Source organism: Vibrio sp. GLN_1 (genome assembly GCF_043106015.1).
Classification (GTDB): domain Bacteria; phylum Pseudomonadota; class Gammaproteobacteria; order Enterobacterales; family Vibrionaceae; genus Vibrio; species Vibrio parahaemolyticus.
This window is the reverse complement of record NZ_JBICMD010000036.1, coordinates 539,017-558,514: the sequence shown is the minus strand read 5'-3', so window position 1 is coordinate 558,514 and position 19,498 is coordinate 539,017. Positions and strand designations below refer to the sequence as shown.

Annotated in this window: 17 protein-coding genes; 4 read left to right on the top strand and 13 right to left on the bottom strand. The window is 46.6% G+C overall.

The genetic code is table 11. The features are described 5' to 3' along the window. Positions 1-7: 7 nt before the first annotated feature. Positions 8-1,330: an anaerobic sulfatase maturase gene (locus ACF8OV_RS20300; protein WP_025624896.1), complete on the bottom strand. Its 1,323-nt coding sequence runs from the start codon at positions 1,328-1,330 to the stop codon at positions 8-10. 378 nt (positions 1,331-1,708) lie between these two features. Here ACF8OV_RS20300 and ACF8OV_RS20295 point away from each other — a divergent pair, with 378 nt between their 5' ends. From ACF8OV_RS20295 to ACF8OV_RS20285, 3 genes are all read left to right on the top strand, one after another. Next, the gene (locus ACF8OV_RS20295; RefSeq protein ID WP_203503179.1) at positions 1,709-2,692 is read left to right on the top strand and encodes an HAD family phosphatase; all 984 of its coding nucleotides are present in this window, start codon (positions 1,709-1,711) and stop codon (positions 2,690-2,692) included. 177 nt (positions 2,693-2,869) lie between these two features. Then, entirely contained in the window at positions 2,870-3,517 is a 648-nt protein-coding gene (locus ACF8OV_RS20290; protein ID WP_203503182.1) for an AcfA family outer membrane beta-barrel protein, read from the top strand. 15 nt (positions 3,518-3,532) lie between these two features. Beyond that, a complete protein-coding gene (locus tag ACF8OV_RS20285; RefSeq protein WP_005454158.1) occupies positions 3,533-3,868 on the top strand; it encodes a YgiW/YdeI family stress tolerance OB fold protein in 336 nt (111 codons plus the stop codon). A 134-nt stretch (positions 3,869-4,002) separates the two neighbouring features. Here ACF8OV_RS20285 and yegS read toward each other — a convergent pair whose 3' ends face one another. The 11 genes from yegS to ACF8OV_RS20230 all read right to left on the bottom strand — a co-directional run bounded on the left by yegS (position 4,003) and on the right by ACF8OV_RS20230 (position 16,142). After that, positions 4,003-4,908: a lipid kinase YegS gene (gene yegS / locus ACF8OV_RS20280; protein WP_317676208.1), complete on the bottom strand. Its 906-nt coding sequence runs from the start codon at positions 4,906-4,908 to the stop codon at positions 4,003-4,005. A 9-nt stretch (positions 4,909-4,917) separates the two neighbouring features. Next, positions 4,918-5,823: a LysR family transcriptional regulator gene (locus ACF8OV_RS20275; RefSeq protein WP_005454286.1), complete on the bottom strand. Its 906-nt coding sequence runs from the start codon at positions 5,821-5,823 to the stop codon at positions 4,918-4,920. A gap of 173 nt (positions 5,824-5,996) precedes the next feature. Beyond that, positions 5,997-6,422, bottom strand: coding sequence for a bifunctional diaminohydroxyphosphoribosylaminopyrimidine deaminase/5-amino-6-(5-phosphoribosylamino)uracil reductase RibD (locus ACF8OV_RS20270; RefSeq protein ID WP_029826037.1), 426 nt, complete (start codon positions 6,420-6,422; stop codon positions 5,997-5,999). 49 nt (positions 6,423-6,471) lie between these two features. Next, positions 6,472-7,788, bottom strand: a complete 1,317-nt coding sequence (locus ACF8OV_RS20265; RefSeq protein WP_203503189.1) for a BatD family protein — start codon at positions 7,786-7,788, stop codon at positions 6,472-6,474. Further along, positions 7,785-9,515, bottom strand: coding sequence for a VWA domain-containing protein (locus ACF8OV_RS20260; protein ID WP_062858744.1), 1,731 nt, complete (start codon positions 9,513-9,515; stop codon positions 7,785-7,787). The genes ACF8OV_RS20265 and ACF8OV_RS20260 overlap by 4 nt, the downstream gene beginning before the upstream one ends. Continuing rightward, on the bottom strand, positions 9,508-10,578 hold the full coding sequence (locus tag ACF8OV_RS20255; protein ID WP_029802266.1) for a VWA domain-containing protein: 1,071 nt from the start codon (positions 10,576-10,578) through the stop codon (positions 9,508-9,510). The genes ACF8OV_RS20260 and ACF8OV_RS20255 overlap by 8 nt, the downstream gene beginning before the upstream one ends. Further along, positions 10,571-11,149, bottom strand: coding sequence for a DUF4381 domain-containing protein (locus tag ACF8OV_RS20250; protein WP_203503191.1), 579 nt, complete (start codon positions 11,147-11,149; stop codon positions 10,571-10,573). Before ACF8OV_RS20250 ends, ACF8OV_RS20255 begins: the two co-directional genes overlap by 8 nt. Next, complete coding sequence (locus tag ACF8OV_RS20245; RefSeq protein ID WP_203503193.1) at positions 11,150-12,118, bottom strand: DUF58 domain-containing protein; 969 nt, start codon at positions 12,116-12,118, stop codon at positions 11,150-11,152. A 12-nt stretch (positions 12,119-12,130) separates the two neighbouring features. Further along, on the bottom strand, positions 12,131-13,114 hold the full coding sequence (locus ACF8OV_RS20240) for a MoxR family ATPase (protein WP_203503195.1): 984 nt from the start codon (positions 13,112-13,114) through the stop codon (positions 12,131-12,133). 85 nt (positions 13,115-13,199) lie between these two features. Then, positions 13,200-14,501 (bottom strand): anaerobic sulfatase maturase, encoded by a 1,302-nt coding sequence (locus ACF8OV_RS20235; protein WP_025499466.1) that lies wholly within the window; start codon positions 14,499-14,501, stop codon positions 13,200-13,202. A 114-nt stretch (positions 14,502-14,615) separates the two neighbouring features. Then, positions 14,616-16,142, bottom strand: coding sequence for an arylsulfatase (locus ACF8OV_RS20230; protein ID WP_203503197.1), 1,527 nt, complete (start codon positions 16,140-16,142; stop codon positions 14,616-14,618). A 141-nt stretch (positions 16,143-16,283) separates the two neighbouring features. Between ACF8OV_RS20230 and ACF8OV_RS20225 the strand changes: the two genes are divergently transcribed. Further along, positions 16,284-17,141, top strand: a complete 858-nt coding sequence (locus ACF8OV_RS20225) for a LysR family transcriptional regulator (protein ID WP_005454101.1) — start codon at positions 16,284-16,286, stop codon at positions 17,139-17,141. Here the strand turns inward: ACF8OV_RS20225 and ACF8OV_RS20220 are convergent. Continuing rightward, entirely contained in the window at positions 17,128-19,443 is a 2,316-nt protein-coding gene (locus ACF8OV_RS20220; protein WP_203503199.1) for a tetratricopeptide repeat protein, read from the bottom strand. The genes ACF8OV_RS20225 and ACF8OV_RS20220 overlap by 14 nt on opposite strands. Between the last annotated feature and the right edge of the window lie 55 nt (positions 19,444-19,498).

Below are 19,498 nucleotides of genomic sequence, written 5' to 3'. Positions count from 1 at the left end.
CAATTCCTCAAAATTTTGTTTCGAATACTGGGCGTTGTTCACTCTCTTGGCGCACGACTGAATCGCTGTATTTGCCATGAGCCACCACGTTACCCGTTGCGCGTAAAATGTATGCCATCGCTTTGTCAGCATGTGCAAAGAATTTCTTCCATCCTGCACATAAATAGTTAAGTCCCGGCTCACCATCACGAGTACGAATGAAACGGTTTTTCGGGCATTCACCGTAGCATGCAAACTGATACTCACAGTCTCGACATTGCTGCGTTAACAAGCGAGATTTTGCAAAACCGAACTTCTGTTGCTCTTTGCTGTAGGCCAGTTCATCCAGCTTGTCATGATGAATATTGCCAATTTTATACTCCGGATAAACGTAATGATCACACGCAAACACATCGCCATTTGGCTCCATCGCCAACCCCTTACCGCACACCTCACCCAGCGTACAAAGTGGATTAGCGCGCCCCATCCAGGCCTCTACACTGGCTTCAAAATATTGCACAAACACTTTGCCGATATCGTTCTTAATCCATTCATCAAAAACCGCAATCAGGAAGTTACCCCAAGCTTCATCAGCAACACACCAAGGTTCCATGACAGAATCTTTGTGACCCGGAATCAAACGCTTGTCTCCTTGTTTAAGCTGTTCTTGCGGTTGCCATTTTTGAGGCGCAGTGGTGCGGAACGTTTTCTGTTCAACAATAGGAATAAACTGCATTTGTGGCGAACGGACTTCATCTCGCAGAAAACGGTATACTTCCAGCGGATTTCGGCTCGTCAGGTTGTTCACACAAGTAAGCGTGGCAAAGTTCACCTGATATTTATGCAGCAACTCCACCGCATTCATGACTTGTTTGAATGTGCCCCGACCGGCTCGGTTGGTTCGATACGCGTTGTGCAGCATTTCAGGGCCATCAATACTCAAGCCCACCAAGAAATGGTTCTCGCTTAAAAATTCGCACCATTCGTCATTCAATAACGTGCCGTTTGTTTGCAGATCGTTTGAGATCTTCACGCCTTCGGGTTGGTACTTCGCTTGAAACTCGACAATTTTCTTGAAGTAATCCAAACCCAGCATCGTTGGCTCGCCGCCCTGCCAAGAGAAGACGATCTCAGGTGTATTTTGCCCTTCAATATACTGTTTGATGTAAGCCTCTAACGTGGCTTCATCCATCATTGGTGAACATCCTTTTTTATACTCAAGTAAGTCCTGTTTGCTGAGGTAGTAGCAGTAAGTACAGTCAATGTTACAGGCAGCACCAATGGGCTTTGCCATAACATGTAAACGCTTAGACGCTTTGCCGTTGAACTGAGGACTTTGAGTAATTTGCATGAGTCACCTTTGCTGTTGCGAATTTGAAGGCGTGATCCGGATATTTACCTGCGATTCACCTTGATGACCCAATCATAAATTTCATTAATACCGCAGGCTTGTTATACCGCTTATAACCTATTTTCATGGCGCTTGTTGCTACTCTACTTTGGGCAGTTTGAGATAACCCGTATGCGGCGTTTTGGAAGCATTACGTTATTCATTTCGTGCACAACCAAGGAATGCGACTACGCTTGCTTATGATGAAGGCGAATTTTCAACGCTAACGCGTGGGCGAGAAAATGACATGAGTACAACGTGTAAGTGGTCGTTTAAGGTTATCCGCCCTCATTGCCCTTTTTAGGGATCACAACCTAGTGAAATCAATCGAGGTAAATAATGAACAAAATCCATCTCTGTACTCTTGCCGTCTTAACTAGCTTATCTTTTTCCAGCCTCGCGAAAAATTGCGATGCCAACCTGCTCCCTTCTTGGAAAGACAGCGACAGCAAAACCGCCATTGTGAATTTTGTCGAGCAATCTACCGACAGTTCAAAGGCAACATTTATTCCCGTTTCTGACCGCATTGCCGTGTTCGACAACGACGGTACACTTTGGTCAGAAAAGCCGATTTATTTCCAAATTGCGTTCGCGTTAGATCAAGTCAAAGCCCTTGCGAAAACGCATCCAGAATGGAAAACGCAGGAACCTTTTAAATTCGTCATTGAAAACGACTTAGAGAAAGTCTTTGCTGGCGGTAAAGAATCGCTACTCCAAATCATGAAAGTCACCCACAGCGGCATGACCGTTGAAGAATATCAACAATCCGTCGAGCAATGGCTTGCGGCAGCGAAAGACAAGCGCTTTGGTAAAGCCTATAACGATCTCACCTTTAAGCCGATGCGCGAAATGCTTACGTACCTGCAAGAGAACAACTTCAAAACCTACATTGTTTCGGGTGGTGGCGTGGACTTTATGCGCGTGTGGGCTACAGAGGCGTACAACATTCCTGAAGAACAAATCATCGGCAGTGCGTTGAAATACGAATACAGCTTTAATGATGGTCAGCCTAAAGTGATGAAGTTGGGCGAACTGTTAACGCTCGATGATAAAGAAGTGAAAGTCGAAAACATCCAGTACATTATTGGTAAGAAGCCAGTGCTCGCCGTTGGTAACTCGGACGGAGACCAAGCGATGATGCAGTGGGCGACAAGCCAACCAAACTCTATGGCGATGATTGTGCATCACACTGACGAAGCGCGCGAGTGGAAATACGACCGTCAATCGGACGTAGGCCGCTTAGATAAAGCGTTAGACGAAGCCAATGAGCGTGACAACTGGCAGCTTATCGACATGAAAAACGATTGGTGCGCTGTTTATTAAACAGGAGTGCTGTTCGAAGCCCAATCAATTTACGAACCAAGACCGAAAAATTCCCCACGCTTTGGGGAATTTTTCTATTTGCACGCCAAATTCTTTTATTTCTTCACGATCATTTCACGCTTCATCACACAAAATGCGCTTCTACTCACTAAGTTGATTTGAAGAGGCAAAATTAGAATGAACAAAACACTTCTTGCGTTACTTGTTACCTGCTCAGTTTCGGTATCTGCGGCTCCTTATGTAGGTCTGGAATATGGATTAGGCACCACTGACCATGATTTGGAACCTCACTTTTCAGCTGACAACGTAACACTCAGCCCTGAACTTGAAGATGGTATTTTCTCAGGCTTTATCGGTTACGCATTTGATGACAACTGGGCATTGGAACTGGGTTACAGCCAGTTTGACCTTGATGATAGTCGTTCAAAAAACCTAGGGATCAAGCCAATCGATGGCAAAGATTACCATCATGAAATGGATTGGGATGCGTCAATCAAAGCCAAACAAGTGTCGTTGGCTCCAGTGTTTAGCTACGCATTAAGTGATAAATGGACAACCAAATTCAAAGCGGGTCTAACTTACACACAATACGACGCCAAGGTTTCTAAACATCAAGAATACGAGCTTGTAGCGAACGACGATATGGAAATGACCAACACGCTTTTCCATAGCGCAGAGAAAAATAACGAGTTCGGCGCAATGTTCTCTGTGGGTGCGGAATACCAAGTGTTCCCAAAGCTCACCATTGGCGCAAACGCAAAATACCAACTAGACAGCTACGCAAACACAGCATCCTTTAACGTAGGCACAACTTACTACTTTTAATTTAAGGAAACGATAATGAAAAAAATGATTTTGGCATCCATGTTTGCCCTACTTTCAAGCTCGGCTTTCGCCGCTTTTAATGGCCCAGAAGTAAGCGTAATCAACACAGTGAAAGATGCGCAAAACGCAACCGAAGACAGCGCCGTAATGCTCACTGGGCACATCATTCAATCACTAGGTAACGAGACTTACTTGTTCAAAGACAGCACTGGCGAAATCGAAGTAGAGATCGACAACGAAGAATGGATGGGCTTAGACGTGACACCAAACGACAAAGTGGCAATTCGTGGCGAAATCGATTCAGAATGGACCACCATGCAAATCGACGTAGATACCATCCAAAAGCTATAAACGAGCCCTAACAACGAAGAGCCCTAACAACGAAAGTCCTCTAGCCAAGGAGCTATTGTTGAAACAGTAAAAATAGTGATAAAACAAAGCCACCCATCGGTGGCTTTGTTTTTGCTCATCTCATAAGGTTAGACTTAGTGCGTCACGCACGGGCAATCTTTAGGTAGCACCAACTTCAAACTCTTTGGTTGCACTTCAAATCGAATTTTACGGGAATGATACGGTTCGCCATCCAAGTTAAGTGGTAGAGGATTCGGAAAATCGATCTCCAACCAACTGGCTCGGGTGTGTTTCACAAACTCGCCTTTCTCGGATGGGTTGTTAATCTCTTCAATGACTTTGGGCAATTCATGCGGTAAAAACGGACGAACCAGCGTTAAGTCCATCAAACCATCATCAATCATCGCATTGGGAGCGAGCTGTTGACCGCCACCAGCTAAGCGGCTGTTGCAAAATGCCCCTAACAACATTTCTCCATCGTAGCGCCCCCCTTCGATAATGATGCTGCCATCATAAGGTTTGAAGCCGAGCGCCTTCACAACGCCAGTCAGTGTGTAAGCCCCACCACCGAGAAAGTTTTTTAACTCAACAGGCGTTTCTGCCGTCACTTCTGCGCCAAAACCCGCCGCCGCGACATTGATAAAGCAACGATCGTTCGCCTTAACGCAATCAACAGACAGCGCTTGCCCTTCCACTGCCAACGTTAATGCATCAGTAATCGAATCTGGAATATGATTCGCGGTCGCAAAATCATTGGCCGTACCAAGCGGAATAATGGCAAGTTCAGGGCGACTTTCATGATCAATGTGGATAAGTGCCGAAGCAACCTCATTGACAGTGCCATCGCCACCCGCAACAACAATACGCTCAATACCATCCGTTACCGCTTCTTTCACGAGACGCGGCATATCTTGCGATTCCCAAGTGACGCGAACTTGCACATCTACGCCCCTGTCCCTGTCTCTCATTTTCATGATGGCGTCTCTTAGCTCAGGATTACCGGCTTTTTTGCCGTTTAGAATCGCTCGTATTGTCTTCATATGGACTTCCTATTTCTTGATGACTTTCCCTGCGTGTTTGATTTGCGCGCGCAACCACTGATGGGCACTTTCATTAGTGCGACTAGGGTGCCAAATGGTGCAAAGATCGTAAGTTGTTACATCAAATGGAAACGGCAGTGCTTTCACATGATAGGTATTACTGAACAACTTAATCATCGATTCTGGCATCAAACCAATGTATTCGCTACCGCAGATAACCGGCAACATTTCCAATGCTCCTGCGGCTCGATACATGATTTTGCGTTTGTCCAAATCAACAATATCTTCTGCACTCAGCATGCTTTTTCGGCTTTGCCACTGCGATACTGCAACGTGTTCTTCTTCAAAAAACTGCTCTTGAGAAATGCTCTCAGCGATACGAGGGTGATCTTTGTTACACACCACCATCAAACGCTCAGTGATCACGGGTTCAACTTTCAAGACCGTTCTCCCGCGCGGTGCTAAATCGATAATCAAATCATAACGTTGTAAGCGCAGATCACTTTCGTAATCCTCAGTAAACAGCGGGTGCACTTCCAAAGCGATATTCGGCGCTAACTCGTGAATCTGCTTCATCAACTGTGGCAGTAACTCGTAGCTTAAAATCGACACGCAAGCGATAGAGAAAATGCGATTGGAAACTTTAGGATCAAACTCAACCGATGCCGACAGCGTCGAGGTAAAGTTCTTTATCGCCGCAACCATGGCCGGATAAATATCGACAGCAAACGATGTTGGCTCAACACCAGAAGAACTGCGGTGAAACAATGGTTCGTCGTAGATATCGCGCAATCTTGCTAGCGCTTTACTCACCGCGGGTTGGGTGATGTCTAAACGTGCCGCCGCCCGAGACAAATTACGCTCTTCGTAGATGGCGATAAAAATGGGAATGAGATTAAGATCGGTCGGTTTCATGCTATTAAATTTTTCGAAAATCACTTTTTCTATTTTAATCTAACAGCATGATAGTTAACGTAGCTAAGTACAAGAAATGGGCGGTACGACCTGTTTTAATGAGTTTTAACTCAATTTTGACGTACTCCATTCACCGCATAAGTGAGTAGCTATCGTGCAAGCCAAAGCTTACATTAAGATTTGCCTAAATATGGGGTAAGAAACTCGCTGACTTCCTTGCCGCATAAACCAATTTCTACCTCAATACCGGATTGTTTTAGAATCTCGATACCTCGACCACTGTTGCGCGGATCTGGATCCAACATGGCTACGACGACTTTGCCAATACCGGATTTCACTAATGTCACCGCGCAAGCTGGCGTGCGACCTACAAACGAACACGGTTCGAGCGTAACGTATGCCGTCACCGATTCTAACGAGCCTTGATATGCATTCAGCGCTTCTACTTCCGCGTGGTTGCCACCAATAGCTTGAGTATGACCTTCTGAAACAATTTGGTTGTCTTTCACTAACACGCAGCCAACCGGCGGGTTTGGTTGACATTCAGGAAGCGCATTTTTGGACACTTCCAATGCGCGGCGCATAAACTCTTGGCTCATTTGAACTCTATTCTCTAATAAAAACGAGGCGCTATATTAGCGCCCCGTTTTATTCATTGCCATCTCTTCCAATGACTTTGTCCAGTTCTGGTAAAGCTCGCGGAATACGGAATTTAAAACGTTGTTGTTTGGTCTGGATCTTGCGCCACATCGACTTCATTAAATGAGCGCTATTTTCACCATTTTGCATTCGCGACGCACTTTTTTGCCACGATTCACTCGTATCGGCTTTGGTCATTTCCAGCTCTGCCGTATTTAAACGCAATTGTTTGTACAATACGGTCCTTGCTTCAGACCAACGTTTAGCCTTTAACAAACGGTGGAACGTCAACCATGCTGGTGTCGGTTTGTTGCGGTAGTAACGTTTAATGGCTACCAATGAAACAGTCACAAAACCCAGCAATACAAGCGTGGATACAATCCATGCAAAATACGTTTTGATGAAGGATTTCAACGTGTGCTTCGCAGCAAATGTTTTGCCCTCTAACACCACCGTTTCCACTTGTTGAGTCTTACTGTTCCACCAACGGAACTCATAATCTGGCAGGGTTAGTTCACCACCTTGTTGAATCACGTACACGCTCTCTTCTGTGCGTGTTGACTGGTAATCACCACGTGTTTGCGTATCTGTAAGACGGTGCGGTTGAGGATACGCTTGGTAACGGGTTGTTGATTCTCCTTTCAACAAGTCTGGTAGCAACACAGATAGCGAATCATGAGCCAAAATGGTGATTTTACGCGTGATTGCATCCCCAACTTTGAGTGACTCAGTGGAGGTTTCCCACTCTTGTTTTACGTCTACGTACGTTGCAGAAAACCAAGGCGTGTCACCGCTCAACAATCCCGATGGCAAGACAGTTTTGAACTTAATCGGCTGCGTGTAAAGTGTGCCTGACACCTTCTCGCCGTCCGGCGCCGACACCTGAACGCCCACAGCGACAGGTGGAATCACAAAATCACCAGATGCTTGTGGATACAAAGTCACTTCCCAGCGTTGACGCGACCAAGTTTGTCCGCCCTTGTGCTCCGTGAAGTTAGTGGCTAACTGATTACGCTGTTTGGCGATAACATTGGGCATTTCAATACTGCCAATTCGCGTCCCACCCGTAAACCAGCGCGGCGTTGCCACTTCGATGGTTAAAATGACTTGCTCGTTGACACTAAAACTTGGCGTTTTACGCTTTTCTCCAGCCGTTGGTTGTTGACCGACCCACGCTTGCAACTCAACACCATGATTGCGTTGAAGATCGTAAATATCCTGAGCGAAAACGTGACGACTTACGAACAGACTCAAACAAACCACTAACCATGCCACTATCCTTGCAGGAAGTGCAAAAGAGGTAACGCGATGGACATTCATCATCATTGGGCCGCCTCCTCTGTATTGTGTTCCGTTGTCGTAGTTGAGCTACCCGTTGTTGGCGAGCGTAATTGAATTTGAAATTTAGCGCGTAAGAAATACTTCGGATCCGCTTCGACTCGCTTTAGCCACTTATCGGCTAATTCTTGGCTACCTAAGATGTCGTCTGCACTTAACGTCTCTTTAATCATCAACTCTGCTGACGTTTGTTCATCCGCTCCTTCTGCGGTTTGAGGGTTGTCGCCTAGCTCGGTTGACGCCTCTTGCTCTGTTCCGGCTTGACTTTCACTCATCTGATTTATCTCATCGACGATGCCAGCAATCACTTTCAAGTTGTGCTCAACATCAGGTCTTAACGACTCGCTCAACGTTGGCTTGCTGGCTAGGGATTTTAACAAGTCACGAGCAGCCAAATATTCACGTTGGCGCGCCAATGCGCTCGCCGCATTGTAAAGACCGTAATCTCGAACCTCTTCAGACGGGTCGTTTTGCATTTCCAAAAACGCACTGTGCGCGAGCTCAAACTCGCTAGCGTAGTAGTACGCCGTGCCTTTGCGTAATGGATCGACAAAGTGTTTTGCAGCTTCTAAATACGCTTGTTGGTTGAACAAACGCTGTCCTTGTTGGTCTGGCGTCAGCCACAAATCCCACCACCATTGCGCCACCTTGTCGAAGGTCGTCACTTTTTGCACAACTTGTGGCTGCTCGGCTTTCACAGAAATGTTCTCCGCCATTGCACTGGTCGGCATCAACAGTGTACCGCTCACCATTACGATCACGCACCACTGCACTAACCACCCTTTTCTAAACCACAGCATCATGATCAACGCGATTGGGAACAGCAGTTGATAACCCATGTCTTTCCAAGGCATTGAAGATTCGCCATTAAGCTGCATATTGCGCTCAACGTATCGATTCAGTTGTTCAATATCACTGTTATCGACCGTCACTTCCACCAATCGACCGTTGGTCTGGCTGGCCAGTTTTTGCAGAGAATCCAAATCCATCGGGTTGTTACTCACGATGTCTGTATTCCCCGCAGCAAGAATTAACAGTTGATAAGGTTTGCCTGCAAAATACGCTTGGTATTGCTTAATCGTGGCCGGGTTCACGCCGTCGCTCACCAACAAAACGGTGGAGCCTGGTTGACCTTGCAATTGTTGGTCAATTAACGGTAGGGCTTTTTCAGCAAGCTTACCTTGCACGGGCATGATTTCTGGCGTAATAGCCGCCAAGAATGGGTCAAATACTTTGCTGTCTTGAGTCACAGGCATCGCCACATGAGCACTGCCCGCAAACACGACTAAACCCGTTTTTCCGCCTTTTCGCGCAACTAACAAATCGCGTATTTTCTGTTTGGAACGCTCAAGGCGGCTTGGTGGGAGATCTTTTTGCAGCATCGAGTCGCTATTATCAAGCACCACAAGCAGAGAGGCTTTATCTTCGCCAAAGGGAGAAGATTCACGTTGCCATGTTGGGCCTGCACAAATCACAATGGCGATTAGCACAATCAACATCAAGAGCTTAAGCGGCAGTTGCTTGCGCCAACCTCGCTCGCCTATCGTCAAAGCATTGCGTAAATGTTCGGGCAGAATATCCTTCCAGCTTGGTTTGCTTTCTTCTCGCCAGCGCAACCACACCAAGAAAAACATAGGGATCAAAGCCAGTAACCACAGCGGTCGAATAAAATGAAACTGCGTAAAGAATTGCGTCCAACTAAGAGAATCAAACATCGCTCTCTCCTAATGATGATCGTGTTGCAGCCCTTCTTTTGAGTGTCGCGACGCTGAACGCGAGTAAATGCATGATAACCACTAACGCCATCAAGTAATGGTGAAGACTTTGTTTCGGCCGGTATGTGGTGCTTTCGTAAAGTTGAGGTTCCAGCTTGCCAATCTCGTCGTAGGCAGCCGACAGTTCATCACGGTTGAGTGCTTCAAACGCTTCACCGCCGGATTCTTTCGCAATGCGATGAATCGTGTCCATATCCAACGCGGTTTCACCTATCGTTTCCGGATCACCCATCGCAATCACGTGCACTCGCACGCCTTTGGCTTTCGCAACTTTCGCCGCATCAATCGGTTCGACAAAGCTGCCCGTGTCATTACCATCGGTTAATACAATCGCGACTTTTTCACGGTTTTGCTCTTGTTCTAAAGCACCACGCGACTTATCGCTTTGCTCAAAAACTTTAATCGCTAAGCCAATTGCATCACCAAGATGGGTACTCTGCCCTGCCATTGCCACATCGGTTTGGTTAAGCAGTTCGAGCCACACTTTTTGGTCTGCGGTAAATGGCGTTTGTACAAAAGCGGCATCACCAAAAAGTACCAAGCCTAATCGGTCACCTTTACGAGACTGAACAAACTCCGTAAGCACTTCTTTTGCCGCATCAAGGCGAGAAATTTTTTCACCTGTACGAGACGTGAAATCAGGCTCAGCCATGGAACCCGAAAGATCCACCACCACCATAACATCGCGCCCTAAACTCTCGCGAACTTGAGGCTCGCCTAACACGGTGGGTTTTGCCATCGCACACACCACCAAAAGCCATGAGAGAATTAACGTTGCTCGTTGCCACCAGCTTGGGGTTAACTGGCTTGCACCTTCTGACGGCGTCTCGCCAATCGCTTCCACCAACTGACTAAAAAACGGCACTTTGATCGCCATTTGCTTAGTGCGATATGCAGGCACCAAGTAGTACACCACCAATGGCAGCGGCAAAATCAGAAACCACATTGGGTGAGCAAATTCAAAACCAGACAAACCAGTTAGCGATACAAGAAGATCATTCATGTTGACCTCCCTGATTTGCTTTGCGTTTCAATAGTGGTGATTTCTTTGCCGCGCTTTTTTTAACATCACAACGATGTTCACTCACCCAGTTTTTCGCACGAGCAATAAGCGTTACTCGCTCTTCGTTGGTTAGCGTAACGCTTGGGTCAACAATACTTTGTAGCCAGCGCTTTGAAAGCTCATCGTTAAAGACCACTTGCGAGTTTGCTTGAGAATCTCCGGTTTGCGGATATAGCGCATCGAGCTTGCGCAAAAAGGCGGTATCAAACAATTTCGCGTTACGGCTATCAACATGAATCAACACAATTTTAAGCACAGAGAACAATGCTTTAGGCATTCCTTTGTCGCTCGGTTTGATTTGCGAAATCGTCAACAGAGCTTCTTGTCGGTAGCGGTTACACCACCATTGTTGAGCCAAGCGATACGCGACATACACTAATGCAATGAGCGCAACCGCCGCTAAAATTTTCCAGCCAATAGTTTGCGGATACCAACTCACGCTTGGTGGCACGGCCACATCATGTAGCTCTCTGAGTATGTAGGTACTCGGAGGCGTAGGAAGACCACTCATTTAACGCCCTCCTACCAGTTTTTGAAATTGTTTAATGTGCTCGCCTGTCGTATCGAGTTCGATGTGCGGAAGGTGTTTCATCGCCATAAGTTGAGAGAGTGATTGACGCTGTAAGCTAGTTCGAGCCTCAAGCTTTGCGCTCGCGGCTTCTACCTTTGCTTTGCTGTCTAAATTGAGTTGATACTGCCCATCACCAACCACCCATTTCGATTTTGCCAAATCGTCTGGTAGCGCTTGTTCTAATGGGTCACTGACCATCACTGCGAGAACATCGTTGTGCTGTTGTAGCTGTTTAAGGTGGTCAAGATGGTGCTCCTCGCAGTCGCTCCAGTCGCTGATAAAAATCAAAGTGGATTGTTTGAGCTTCATGCGTTTAATGAGCTCAATCCATTGACTGAACGTCACTTTTTCGGAATTGCGGGAGTCCACATTGAGCGATTGATTGGCTTTAGCGAGACGCTTAAGTTGAGCCAGAAGATCGTTTTGCGAACGCTGCGCCTTGCTGTGAAACAACGCCTGTTGGGACGCGATGACAAAACCAACTCGGTCGCCATCTTTTAACACACGCCACCCGCACATGGCCGCGATTTCTGCCGCGACAACCGATTTCATTACTTGCGTCGAAGCAAAAAACATTGCGCTGCGCTGGTCGACACACACGATCACGTTGCGATCTTTTTCTTCGGTGTAGCTGCGCACGTGCGGCTTGCCTGTGCGCATCGTGACTTTCCAATCCAGGTTACGAATGTCGTCACCCAATTGATAATGGCGCAGCTCTTCGAAGTTCAATCCACGACCGCGAAACAGCGAATTGTGGCGGCCTGAGAGTACGCTACCCGCTTTTAGATGAGGAAGTAAACTGAATGATTCTGCTTGTGCTTGTGCTTGCAAACGTACTAAACGAGCGTAATCGCAGTACAAACGGGGATCCATCCCCTGTGATTTTGGCGCAAGAGTTGGCTTAGCCATAATGCCTCCCGCTTACCCAATTTCTACACAATCTAGCAGCTCTTGCACGACGCGTTGGTGATCGACTCCGTCTGCTAGTGCATCGTAGGTCAAAGAAAAACGGTGGCCCAGTACAGACGGAACCATGGCTCGCACATCGTCAGGAGTGACATGGTCACGTCCTTGCATCCACGCATACGCACGAGCGCATTTGTCTAGTGCGATGGAAGCACGGGGACTAGAGCCAATCTCAATCCATTTTGCTAAGTTTGAATCGGCATAACGCTCTGGCTTACGAGTCGCCATCACTAACGCGACAACGTAGTTTTCCACTAGGTCTGATACCACGATGTTTGGTAACTGACGGCGCGCTTCTAGCACCACGTCTGGCTCGATGTGTTTTGGCGTAATAATTTCGCTGCTGGTTTCCGCACCTAATTCTTCACTGCGCACCAAACGGATGATGTCACGTTCAGCGTCATCTTCTGGGTAATCGACGGTAACCTTCATGATAAAACGGTCCATTTGCGCTTCTGGCAGCGGGTACGTGCCCTCTTGTTCTACTGGGTTTTGCGTTGCAAGCACCATAAACAAGTCTGGCAATACGTGAGTTTTATCGCCTACCGTGATAGTGCCTTCTGCCATGGCTTCAAGCAGTGCGGCTTGTACTTTGGCTGGCGCACGGTTGACCTCATCGGCAAGCACTATGCTGTTAAAAATTGGCCCTGGCTGAAAATGGAGTTGCGGCTTGCCATCCAACTCTTGATAAACCTCGGTTCCCGTCACGTCCGATGGCAAAAGGTCCGGCGTAAACTGGATTCGACCAAAACTGGTGTTTAACAAGTTCGCTAACGATTTTACAGAACGTGTTTTTGCCGTTCCCGGCAAACCTTCTAGAAGAATGTGCCCGTTCGTTAATAACCCGATGACTAAAGCTCGAACCACGTGGCTTTGTCCAATGACGCTTTTTTCTGTTTGTTCGATGAGTTCTTTTATCGCTTGTTGTGCGTGGTTCATAGGGTACCTTTTCAGTGGTTTAAGCCGTCTTTTCAATAGTTAAGTATAAGAACAAATGAAATAACTTAAGGTTATATTCACTATGTTATCTTTGCGGTTCTTCAGATTGGAGAAGTTGTGCAAGACCAACCAACATCGGTAACGCGTAATCAAAGAACATTTTGATTCCCGAACACAGATAGTTTAGTCCAGCCTCGCCATTCGGCGTTTTGATCAGACGGTTTTTCGGACACTCGCCCCAGCAATAAGGCAAGTAGGGACACTGCTTACAATACGTCGGCAAAGATTCGCGTTTTGCCATGCCAAAGGTGTATTGTCGTGTAGAGAAGGCCATGTCATTCAATGAGTGTTCATGAATGTTGGCGAGTTTGTATTCTGGGTATACATAGTGGTCGCAACTGAACACGTCGCCATTGTGCTCAATCGCCAAGCCTTTGCCACAAAACTCAGCTGTCACGCAAAGTTGGGAAGGTTTCCCCATTACTTGCGCTACCGCGGTTTCAAACAGGTTAACCAGTACACGGCCAAGATCGTTATTCACCCATTCTTCAAAGGTCGCCATTAAAAAGCGTCCCCAGTCTTCAGGATCAACCGACCAATCCGTCACAACAGACATTGGATGACCCGGTTTCGCCAGATCACTGCCTTTGGTTGGGATCATCTGTTCGTTCCAAAACTGCGGTGCGGTTGTTTGGAAGTCGTTCGCTTCAACCACCGGTGCAAACTGAATGTATGTCACACCCAATTCTTGGGTTAAAAATCGATACACTTCGAGCGGGTATTTCGCATTGTGTCGATTCACCGTCACCAACGCGTTGAATTTCACGCCATGCGCTTGGAGCTTGTCTACCGCTTTCATCACCAGATCAAACGTCGGCTTACCGCTGCGGGTTTTGCGATATTTATCGTGCAGCTCTCGTGGCCCATCAATCGACAAGCCAACTAGGAAGTTGTGCTCTTTTAAAAACGCACACCACTCATCGTTTAGCAAAATGCCGTTGGTCTGAAGGTCGTTTTCAATGCGAACGCCTTTCGGCTGATGTTTCTTTTGCAGAGCTACGACATTGCGGAAATAGTCCAACCCAAGCAGCGTTGGCTCCCCACCCTGCCATGAGAATACAATTTCTTCGCCATCCTGACTTTCGATGTAGCTTTTCACGAACGCTTCCAATGTTGCGTCGTCCATTTTTGGCTGCTTTTCTTGGTGCAGTAGATTTTCTTTATGCAGATAAAAGCAGTACTGACAATCGATGTTGCATTTTGCTCCGCCCGGCTTTGCCATCACATGGAATCGACGGTCATACGCGCCCGAAACTGGTGCTTTAGAAGCCGTTTTAAGAGGAACAATAGGCATGGTAGTAGAATGGCGAGGGGAAATCTTACTCATACGTTTCTCACTATTAAATATACCCAAATAACCTCGTAAGCGTAGTGCAGTAAACGGGAAGCTATTTGGGTATATAGCGCTCCGAAGAGCGCTATGGATTATCGATGTTCTTTATTACTTAGAAGACTTAGGTACGAATGAACCTGCTTCCATGCGAGGTGGGAACTCTTTAAACGTACCCATTACCTCTTTCACTTTCTCTACCGCTGGCATCATTAGGAATGAACGCTCGTACATCCAACGAGAGTAACCCATACCTTGGTCACCACGTTCGAATGGGTCGATGCTCAAATCGAAGATCAATGGAACACGAAGTTTAGTGAATGGTTTACGCCATACATCCATACCCGTTTCATTTTCTTGGATCATGAAGTGGTATTTGTATTTACCGTAACGTAGTGCAACCAAGTCACCGTCATCACTCCAGTAAACGAACTCGTTACGAGCAGACTTGTCTGACTTACCTGTGATGTATGGCAATTGGTTGTAACCATCTAGGTGAACTTTGTAGTTCATCTTGCCAATTTTCTTGCCTTTCAGTAGCTCGTCTTTAACTTTAGTGTCACCTGCTGCGGCAACCAATGTTGGGAAGAAGTCTTCAAGAGACATCATGCCATTAAAGGTTTCGCCAGCTTTGATGTGACCAGGCCATTTGATGAGAGCAGGAACACGGAAGCTGCCTTCCCAACCTGTATTCTTCTCACTACGGAATGGCGTCATACCTGCGTCTGGCCATAGGTCAACCATCGGGCCGTTATCTGTGGTGTAAACGATGATAGTGTTGTCATCAACACCAAGATCTTTCACTTTTTTCAGTAGTTCGCCGATTTGGTCATCGTGCTGTTTCACACCGTCAGCGTAGAAACCAGCACCGGTTTTACCTTGGTACTCTTCAGGAACGTGCGTGAAGTTGTGCATGCGAGTGGTGTTAAACCAAACGAAGAATGGCTTGTCTGCCTTAACTTGCTTGTCGATAAACGTTTCAGCCGCTTCTAGGAACTCACCGTCTACTGTTTCCATACGTTTGCGAGTTAGAGGGCCGGTATCTTCAATTTTGCCATCAGCGTAAGAATGGATAACGCCGCGAGGGCCAAATTTTTTCTTGAACTCTGGATCTTTAGGGTAATCCACGTTCTCTGGCTCTTCTTCCGCGTTCAAGTGGTATAGGTTGCCGAAGAACTCATCAAAACCGTGGTTGGTAGGAAGGTGTTCGTCTCGGTCACCTAAATGGTTCTTACCAAATTGTCCGGTTGCGTAACCCATTTGCTTAAGCATGGTTGCAATCGTTGGATCTTTTTCCGAGATACCTTCCGGAGCGCCTGGTAAGCCCACTTTTGATAGACCAGTACGTTTTGGCATTTGACCAGTGATGAATGCAGAACGGCCTGCTGTCGAACTTTGCTGTGCGTAGAAGTTAGTGAACTTCGCACCTTCTTTAGCAATGCTATCGATGTTTGGCGTGTTGTACGCCATCATGCCTTGGTTGTAGGTACTAAGGTTCCAGTAACCAACATCATCACCAAAGATGACAAGAATGTTGGGTTTGTCCGCTGCGTGTGCAACTGCAGATGCAGCGCCTAATGCTAACGTACATGCGTTAAGTACGAGTTTTTTACTGCTCGTTTTGGTCGCATTTTTCATATTATCTCCAAGAGTTCGCTAGTGCGTAAAAAATGGTATTCGCTTTTCAATACCATTGTTGATATAAGATAAAGCACTAATTTCAGGCGATAAATGCAGTCAAAATTAGTTAACCTATAAATTAAATTTATGAGTAACGTTATGGACTTGAATTTGATCCAAACTTTTCTTGTTGTCGCGGAGTTCCAATCTTATACAAAAGCCGCGGAACAATTGGGGCTTACGCAACCTGCTGTGAGCGCTGCAATAAAGCGTTTAGAGCAAGTCGTAGATAAGCAATTATTTGTGAAAAAAGGACGGGGAATTACGCTGACATCCGCGGCGTATCAACTACTGCCTCAGTTTGAGCAAGCGGTGAGTATTATTGATAATGCTATCACGGAGAAGAAGCACTTTGAGGTGTGCTGTTCAGAGATTCTGCTGCACATTATGAGCCCGATAAAAAATGCCATTTTTTACGAGTCACCTCCCGAAAAATACATCTTGTTTGAGCTTTTAAGACAACAAAAAGTAGATCTTGTAATTGATACAGTGGTCACAAAAGATGCGGCGTTTGTTATGGAGGAGGCGTACGAAGAAAAGGCCGTCATTATTTGTCGAGAGCAACACCCTCGAATCCAAGGCACTTTGAGCAAAGAACAATTTTATGATGAAACTCACTGTTTGTTTTCAGGCAAATGGAACAACATGTCGGGTTTTGAGCAACTTGCTCAAGAAACCATTTTGGAAAGAAAAGTGGATCTCGTCACATCTTCGCTTGCTGGTATGGCGTTGTACGTCGCACAACGCGATTGTTTAGGTCTAGTGTCTCAATCTTTTGCGAACAAATGGAGCAAAGCCCTTAAGCTTCAAGTTCTGCCTTGCCCCATTTCTATATGCACTATCCCTTACAAGTTCGTCTACCATAAACGTGAGTTAAACAACCCTGCTCATATTGCATTGCGAGAGAGAATCAAAACGCACCTAGCAGCCGCGCATTACGAACCTATTTCTTTGTAGTCACGGTCGCTTTGAGCTGTTGAATAACTTCCTCAGGAGCATGTGCACCAAGCTGCTTGGTGCACTGTTCAAAGGCAAATGCAACGCCGCCTTGTCGATAGTTTCTCGCCAACACTTCGCACTGGGCATAAAGATGCCGTGGGTCGCCACCAACTTCAAACGCCTTGTTTAACGCCTTACTCGCTTCTAATACGTCGGATTTCTCCAACGCTAAACCGTACACATACCAATACTGAGCGTTATCTTTCGCGCTTTCTGCGGCCTGTTTTAAATACTGATTAGCTTGTTTGCTGTTGCCTTGTCTTAACAGCGCAAGCCCTGCACTGTAAGGCAGCGAACTTGATTTCGGTTGTGCTTTCATTCCCGCATTCAGAATTTGTACCGCTTTGGCTTCATCACCTTGTCGGCGATACATGTCCGCTAAATTGACGTAGCTATTTTCGAAATAAGGTTCGATGTCGATAGCTTGTTGATACAGTTCTATCGCTTTATTAGCCTCTCCCAAACTACGATATACATTGGCTAAGTTAGTTCGCCCAAATCCGCGATCGGCATTAAAGCGTTGAATGTCCATGTATTCATCTAACGGTTTTTGAATGCGCTCTCTTTGTAGCGGATTCATTTCCCCATAATGACTGACTAGCGCAGCTGCCGCTTCGGTTCGCACCGACAACACTGGATCACTCAGCAACGGCTGTAAAATCTGCCAACGGTCACTAAAGTCATACCCTGCCGAGCCAGCAACAGCACCCAGTCGAATCATCTCGTTCTCATGTTTCACGGCGCGCGCAAGCGCAACCAACGAATTCTGGCCAGTATTGCCTGCCATTCGCTCTAAAGCCGATGCGCGAATGATGTCACTGTTGGAAGAATCTTGAGCCGTATAAGCCAAGGCATCTGAACCACCTCTATGACCTATCGCGTCTGCATAAAATGCGACCGAAAAGTGCTGAGTGTTGCGATACTTTGATTTTGGGAACCATTGACCAATCTGCTCATCGGCCCACTTCGCATCTTTATCATCATGACAAGCAGTACAAACATTGGGCGTATTAATATGCTTGCTTAAATCTGGGCGCGGAACGTGCCAACTGTGGTCTCTACGCGGGTCTACCTGCATATAAGTCGTCTCCGGCATGTGGCACGTTGTGCATTTCGATGCTTCGGTGTTCGCTTGATGAAAGGTGTGGTTTTCTGGCAGATAATCTGACGCTACATGGCATTGCGCACATACTACTTCTTCTGGGATTTTAAGTTGGGCGGAATGTGGATCGTGACAATTTGTGCACGTTACGCCTTTCTCTGCCATAGCCGATTGCAAAAACGAGCCGTAAACATAGTCCTCATCGTAAATTTGGCCATCGTGATAATAGAGCTCAGGGGTAATTAAACTCAGGCGGTACTTATCAAGAAACGCACCTTTGACGTGATCCGCTTCTTCATTCAACTGGGTACGTCGACTGTGGCACTGAGCGCAAGTTTGAACTTGGTTGGTTGGCACAATGTCTTTTGGCTGAAGCGTACTGTGCCCTTCTTTATAGACCCACACTTTGACTGCGGCTGAAAGATCGCGAGAAAAACCATAATGATTCGCGGTGGCAATTGGCATTCCGTTTTGCTTGGCCTGTTCCGCCATTTCCACGTGCTGACTTGCCGGGCCATGACACGCTTCGCAGCTGACGTTGATTTCCGACCACGTTGTTTGATAAGTATTGCTTTGCGCGTCGTAGTTTTTCTTCAAGTTGGTTGAGTGGCAATCAGCGCACATGAAGTTCCAGTTTTGCCCTGTATTGGCCCAGTAAAACTCATCGGTTGTGGTCGTGTCTGGATATAAATGAAACCAACGTTGCCCGCCTTGTTCCACACTTCTCGAATCCCAAGCAAAAGGAATCAGTTGTATGCGTCCATCATCAAATTCCACCATGTACTGTTGTAATGGCACCCAACCAAACGTATAGCTGATTTTGTAATCATGCCACTGTCCATCTGGCCCTTGGATGTTGACCCAATATTCATCGCCTTTGCGATAAAAACGGTTTGCTTTGCCCTGATGCTCAACGGCTTGATTGTCGAAGTTACCCAGTACGGATTCTGAATCAGCATGGCGCATCGCCATATCATGATGCGAGCCTTGCCACGTTTCCACTTCGACTTGGTGACAATCGATGCACGTTTCGTTACCAATAAACTGAGCTTGAACAACTTCTGTTGGAGTTTGGGCGTTTTGCTGTCCAAACAGAGAAAAACTGACGAGTATAGCAAGGCTCACTATTGCCTGCTTCCAACTTGCCCACTGAGTCATAACGATCCTTGTTATTCTAATTTTCTTCTTCATCAACTGTAGGATGATTTTTTCT

Excerpts from the sequence above, each read along its gene's own strand:
- ACF8OV_RS20300 (WP_025624896.1), bottom strand. The coding sequence starts at position 1,330 with ATGCAAATTACTCAAAGTCCTCAGTTCAACGGCAAAGCGTCTAAGCGT.
- ACF8OV_RS20295 (WP_203503179.1), top strand. The coding sequence starts at position 1,709 with ATGAACAAAATCCATCTCTGTACTCTTGCCGTCTTAACTAGCTTATCT.
- ACF8OV_RS20290 (WP_203503182.1), top strand. The coding sequence starts at position 2,870 with ATGAACAAAACACTTCTTGCGTTACTTGTTACCTGCTCAGTTTCGGTA.
- ACF8OV_RS20285 (WP_005454158.1), top strand. The coding sequence starts at position 3,533 with ATGAAAAAAATGATTTTGGCATCCATGTTTGCCCTACTTTCAAGCTCG.
- yegS (WP_317676208.1), bottom strand. The coding sequence starts at position 4,908 with ATGAAGACAATACGAGCGATTCTAAACGGCAAAAAAGCCGGTAATCCT.
- ACF8OV_RS20275 (WP_005454286.1), bottom strand. The coding sequence starts at position 5,823 with ATGAAACCGACCGATCTTAATCTCATTCCCATTTTTATCGCCATCTAC.
- ACF8OV_RS20270 (WP_029826037.1), bottom strand. The coding sequence starts at position 6,422 with ATGAGCCAAGAGTTTATGCGCCGCGCATTGGAAGTGTCCAAAAATGCG.
- ACF8OV_RS20265 (WP_203503189.1), bottom strand. The coding sequence starts at position 7,788 with ATGATGATGAATGTCCATCGCGTTACCTCTTTTGCACTTCCTGCAAGG.
- ACF8OV_RS20260 (WP_062858744.1), bottom strand. The coding sequence starts at position 9,515 with ATGTTTGATTCTCTTAGTTGGACGCAATTCTTTACGCAGTTTCATTTT.
- ACF8OV_RS20255 (WP_029802266.1), bottom strand. The coding sequence starts at position 10,578 with ATGAATGATCTTCTTGTATCGCTAACTGGTTTGTCTGGTTTTGAATTT.
- ACF8OV_RS20250 (WP_203503191.1), bottom strand. The coding sequence starts at position 11,149 with ATGAGTGGTCTTCCTACGCCTCCGAGTACCTACATACTCAGAGAGCTA.
- ACF8OV_RS20245 (WP_203503193.1), bottom strand. The coding sequence starts at position 12,118 with ATGGCTAAGCCAACTCTTGCGCCAAAATCACAGGGGATGGATCCCCGT.
- ACF8OV_RS20240 (WP_203503195.1), bottom strand. The coding sequence starts at position 13,114 with ATGAACCACGCACAACAAGCGATAAAAGAACTCATCGAACAAACAGAA.
- ACF8OV_RS20235 (WP_025499466.1), bottom strand. The coding sequence starts at position 14,501 with ATGAGTAAGATTTCCCCTCGCCATTCTACTACCATGCCTATTGTTCCT.
- ACF8OV_RS20230 (WP_203503197.1), bottom strand. The coding sequence starts at position 16,142 with ATGAAAAATGCGACCAAAACGAGCAGTAAAAAACTCGTACTTAACGCA.
- ACF8OV_RS20225 (WP_005454101.1), top strand. The coding sequence starts at position 16,284 with ATGGACTTGAATTTGATCCAAACTTTTCTTGTTGTCGCGGAGTTCCAA.
- ACF8OV_RS20220 (WP_203503199.1), bottom strand. The coding sequence starts at position 19,443 with ATGACTCAGTGGGCAAGTTGGAAGCAGGCAATAGTGAGCCTTGCTATA.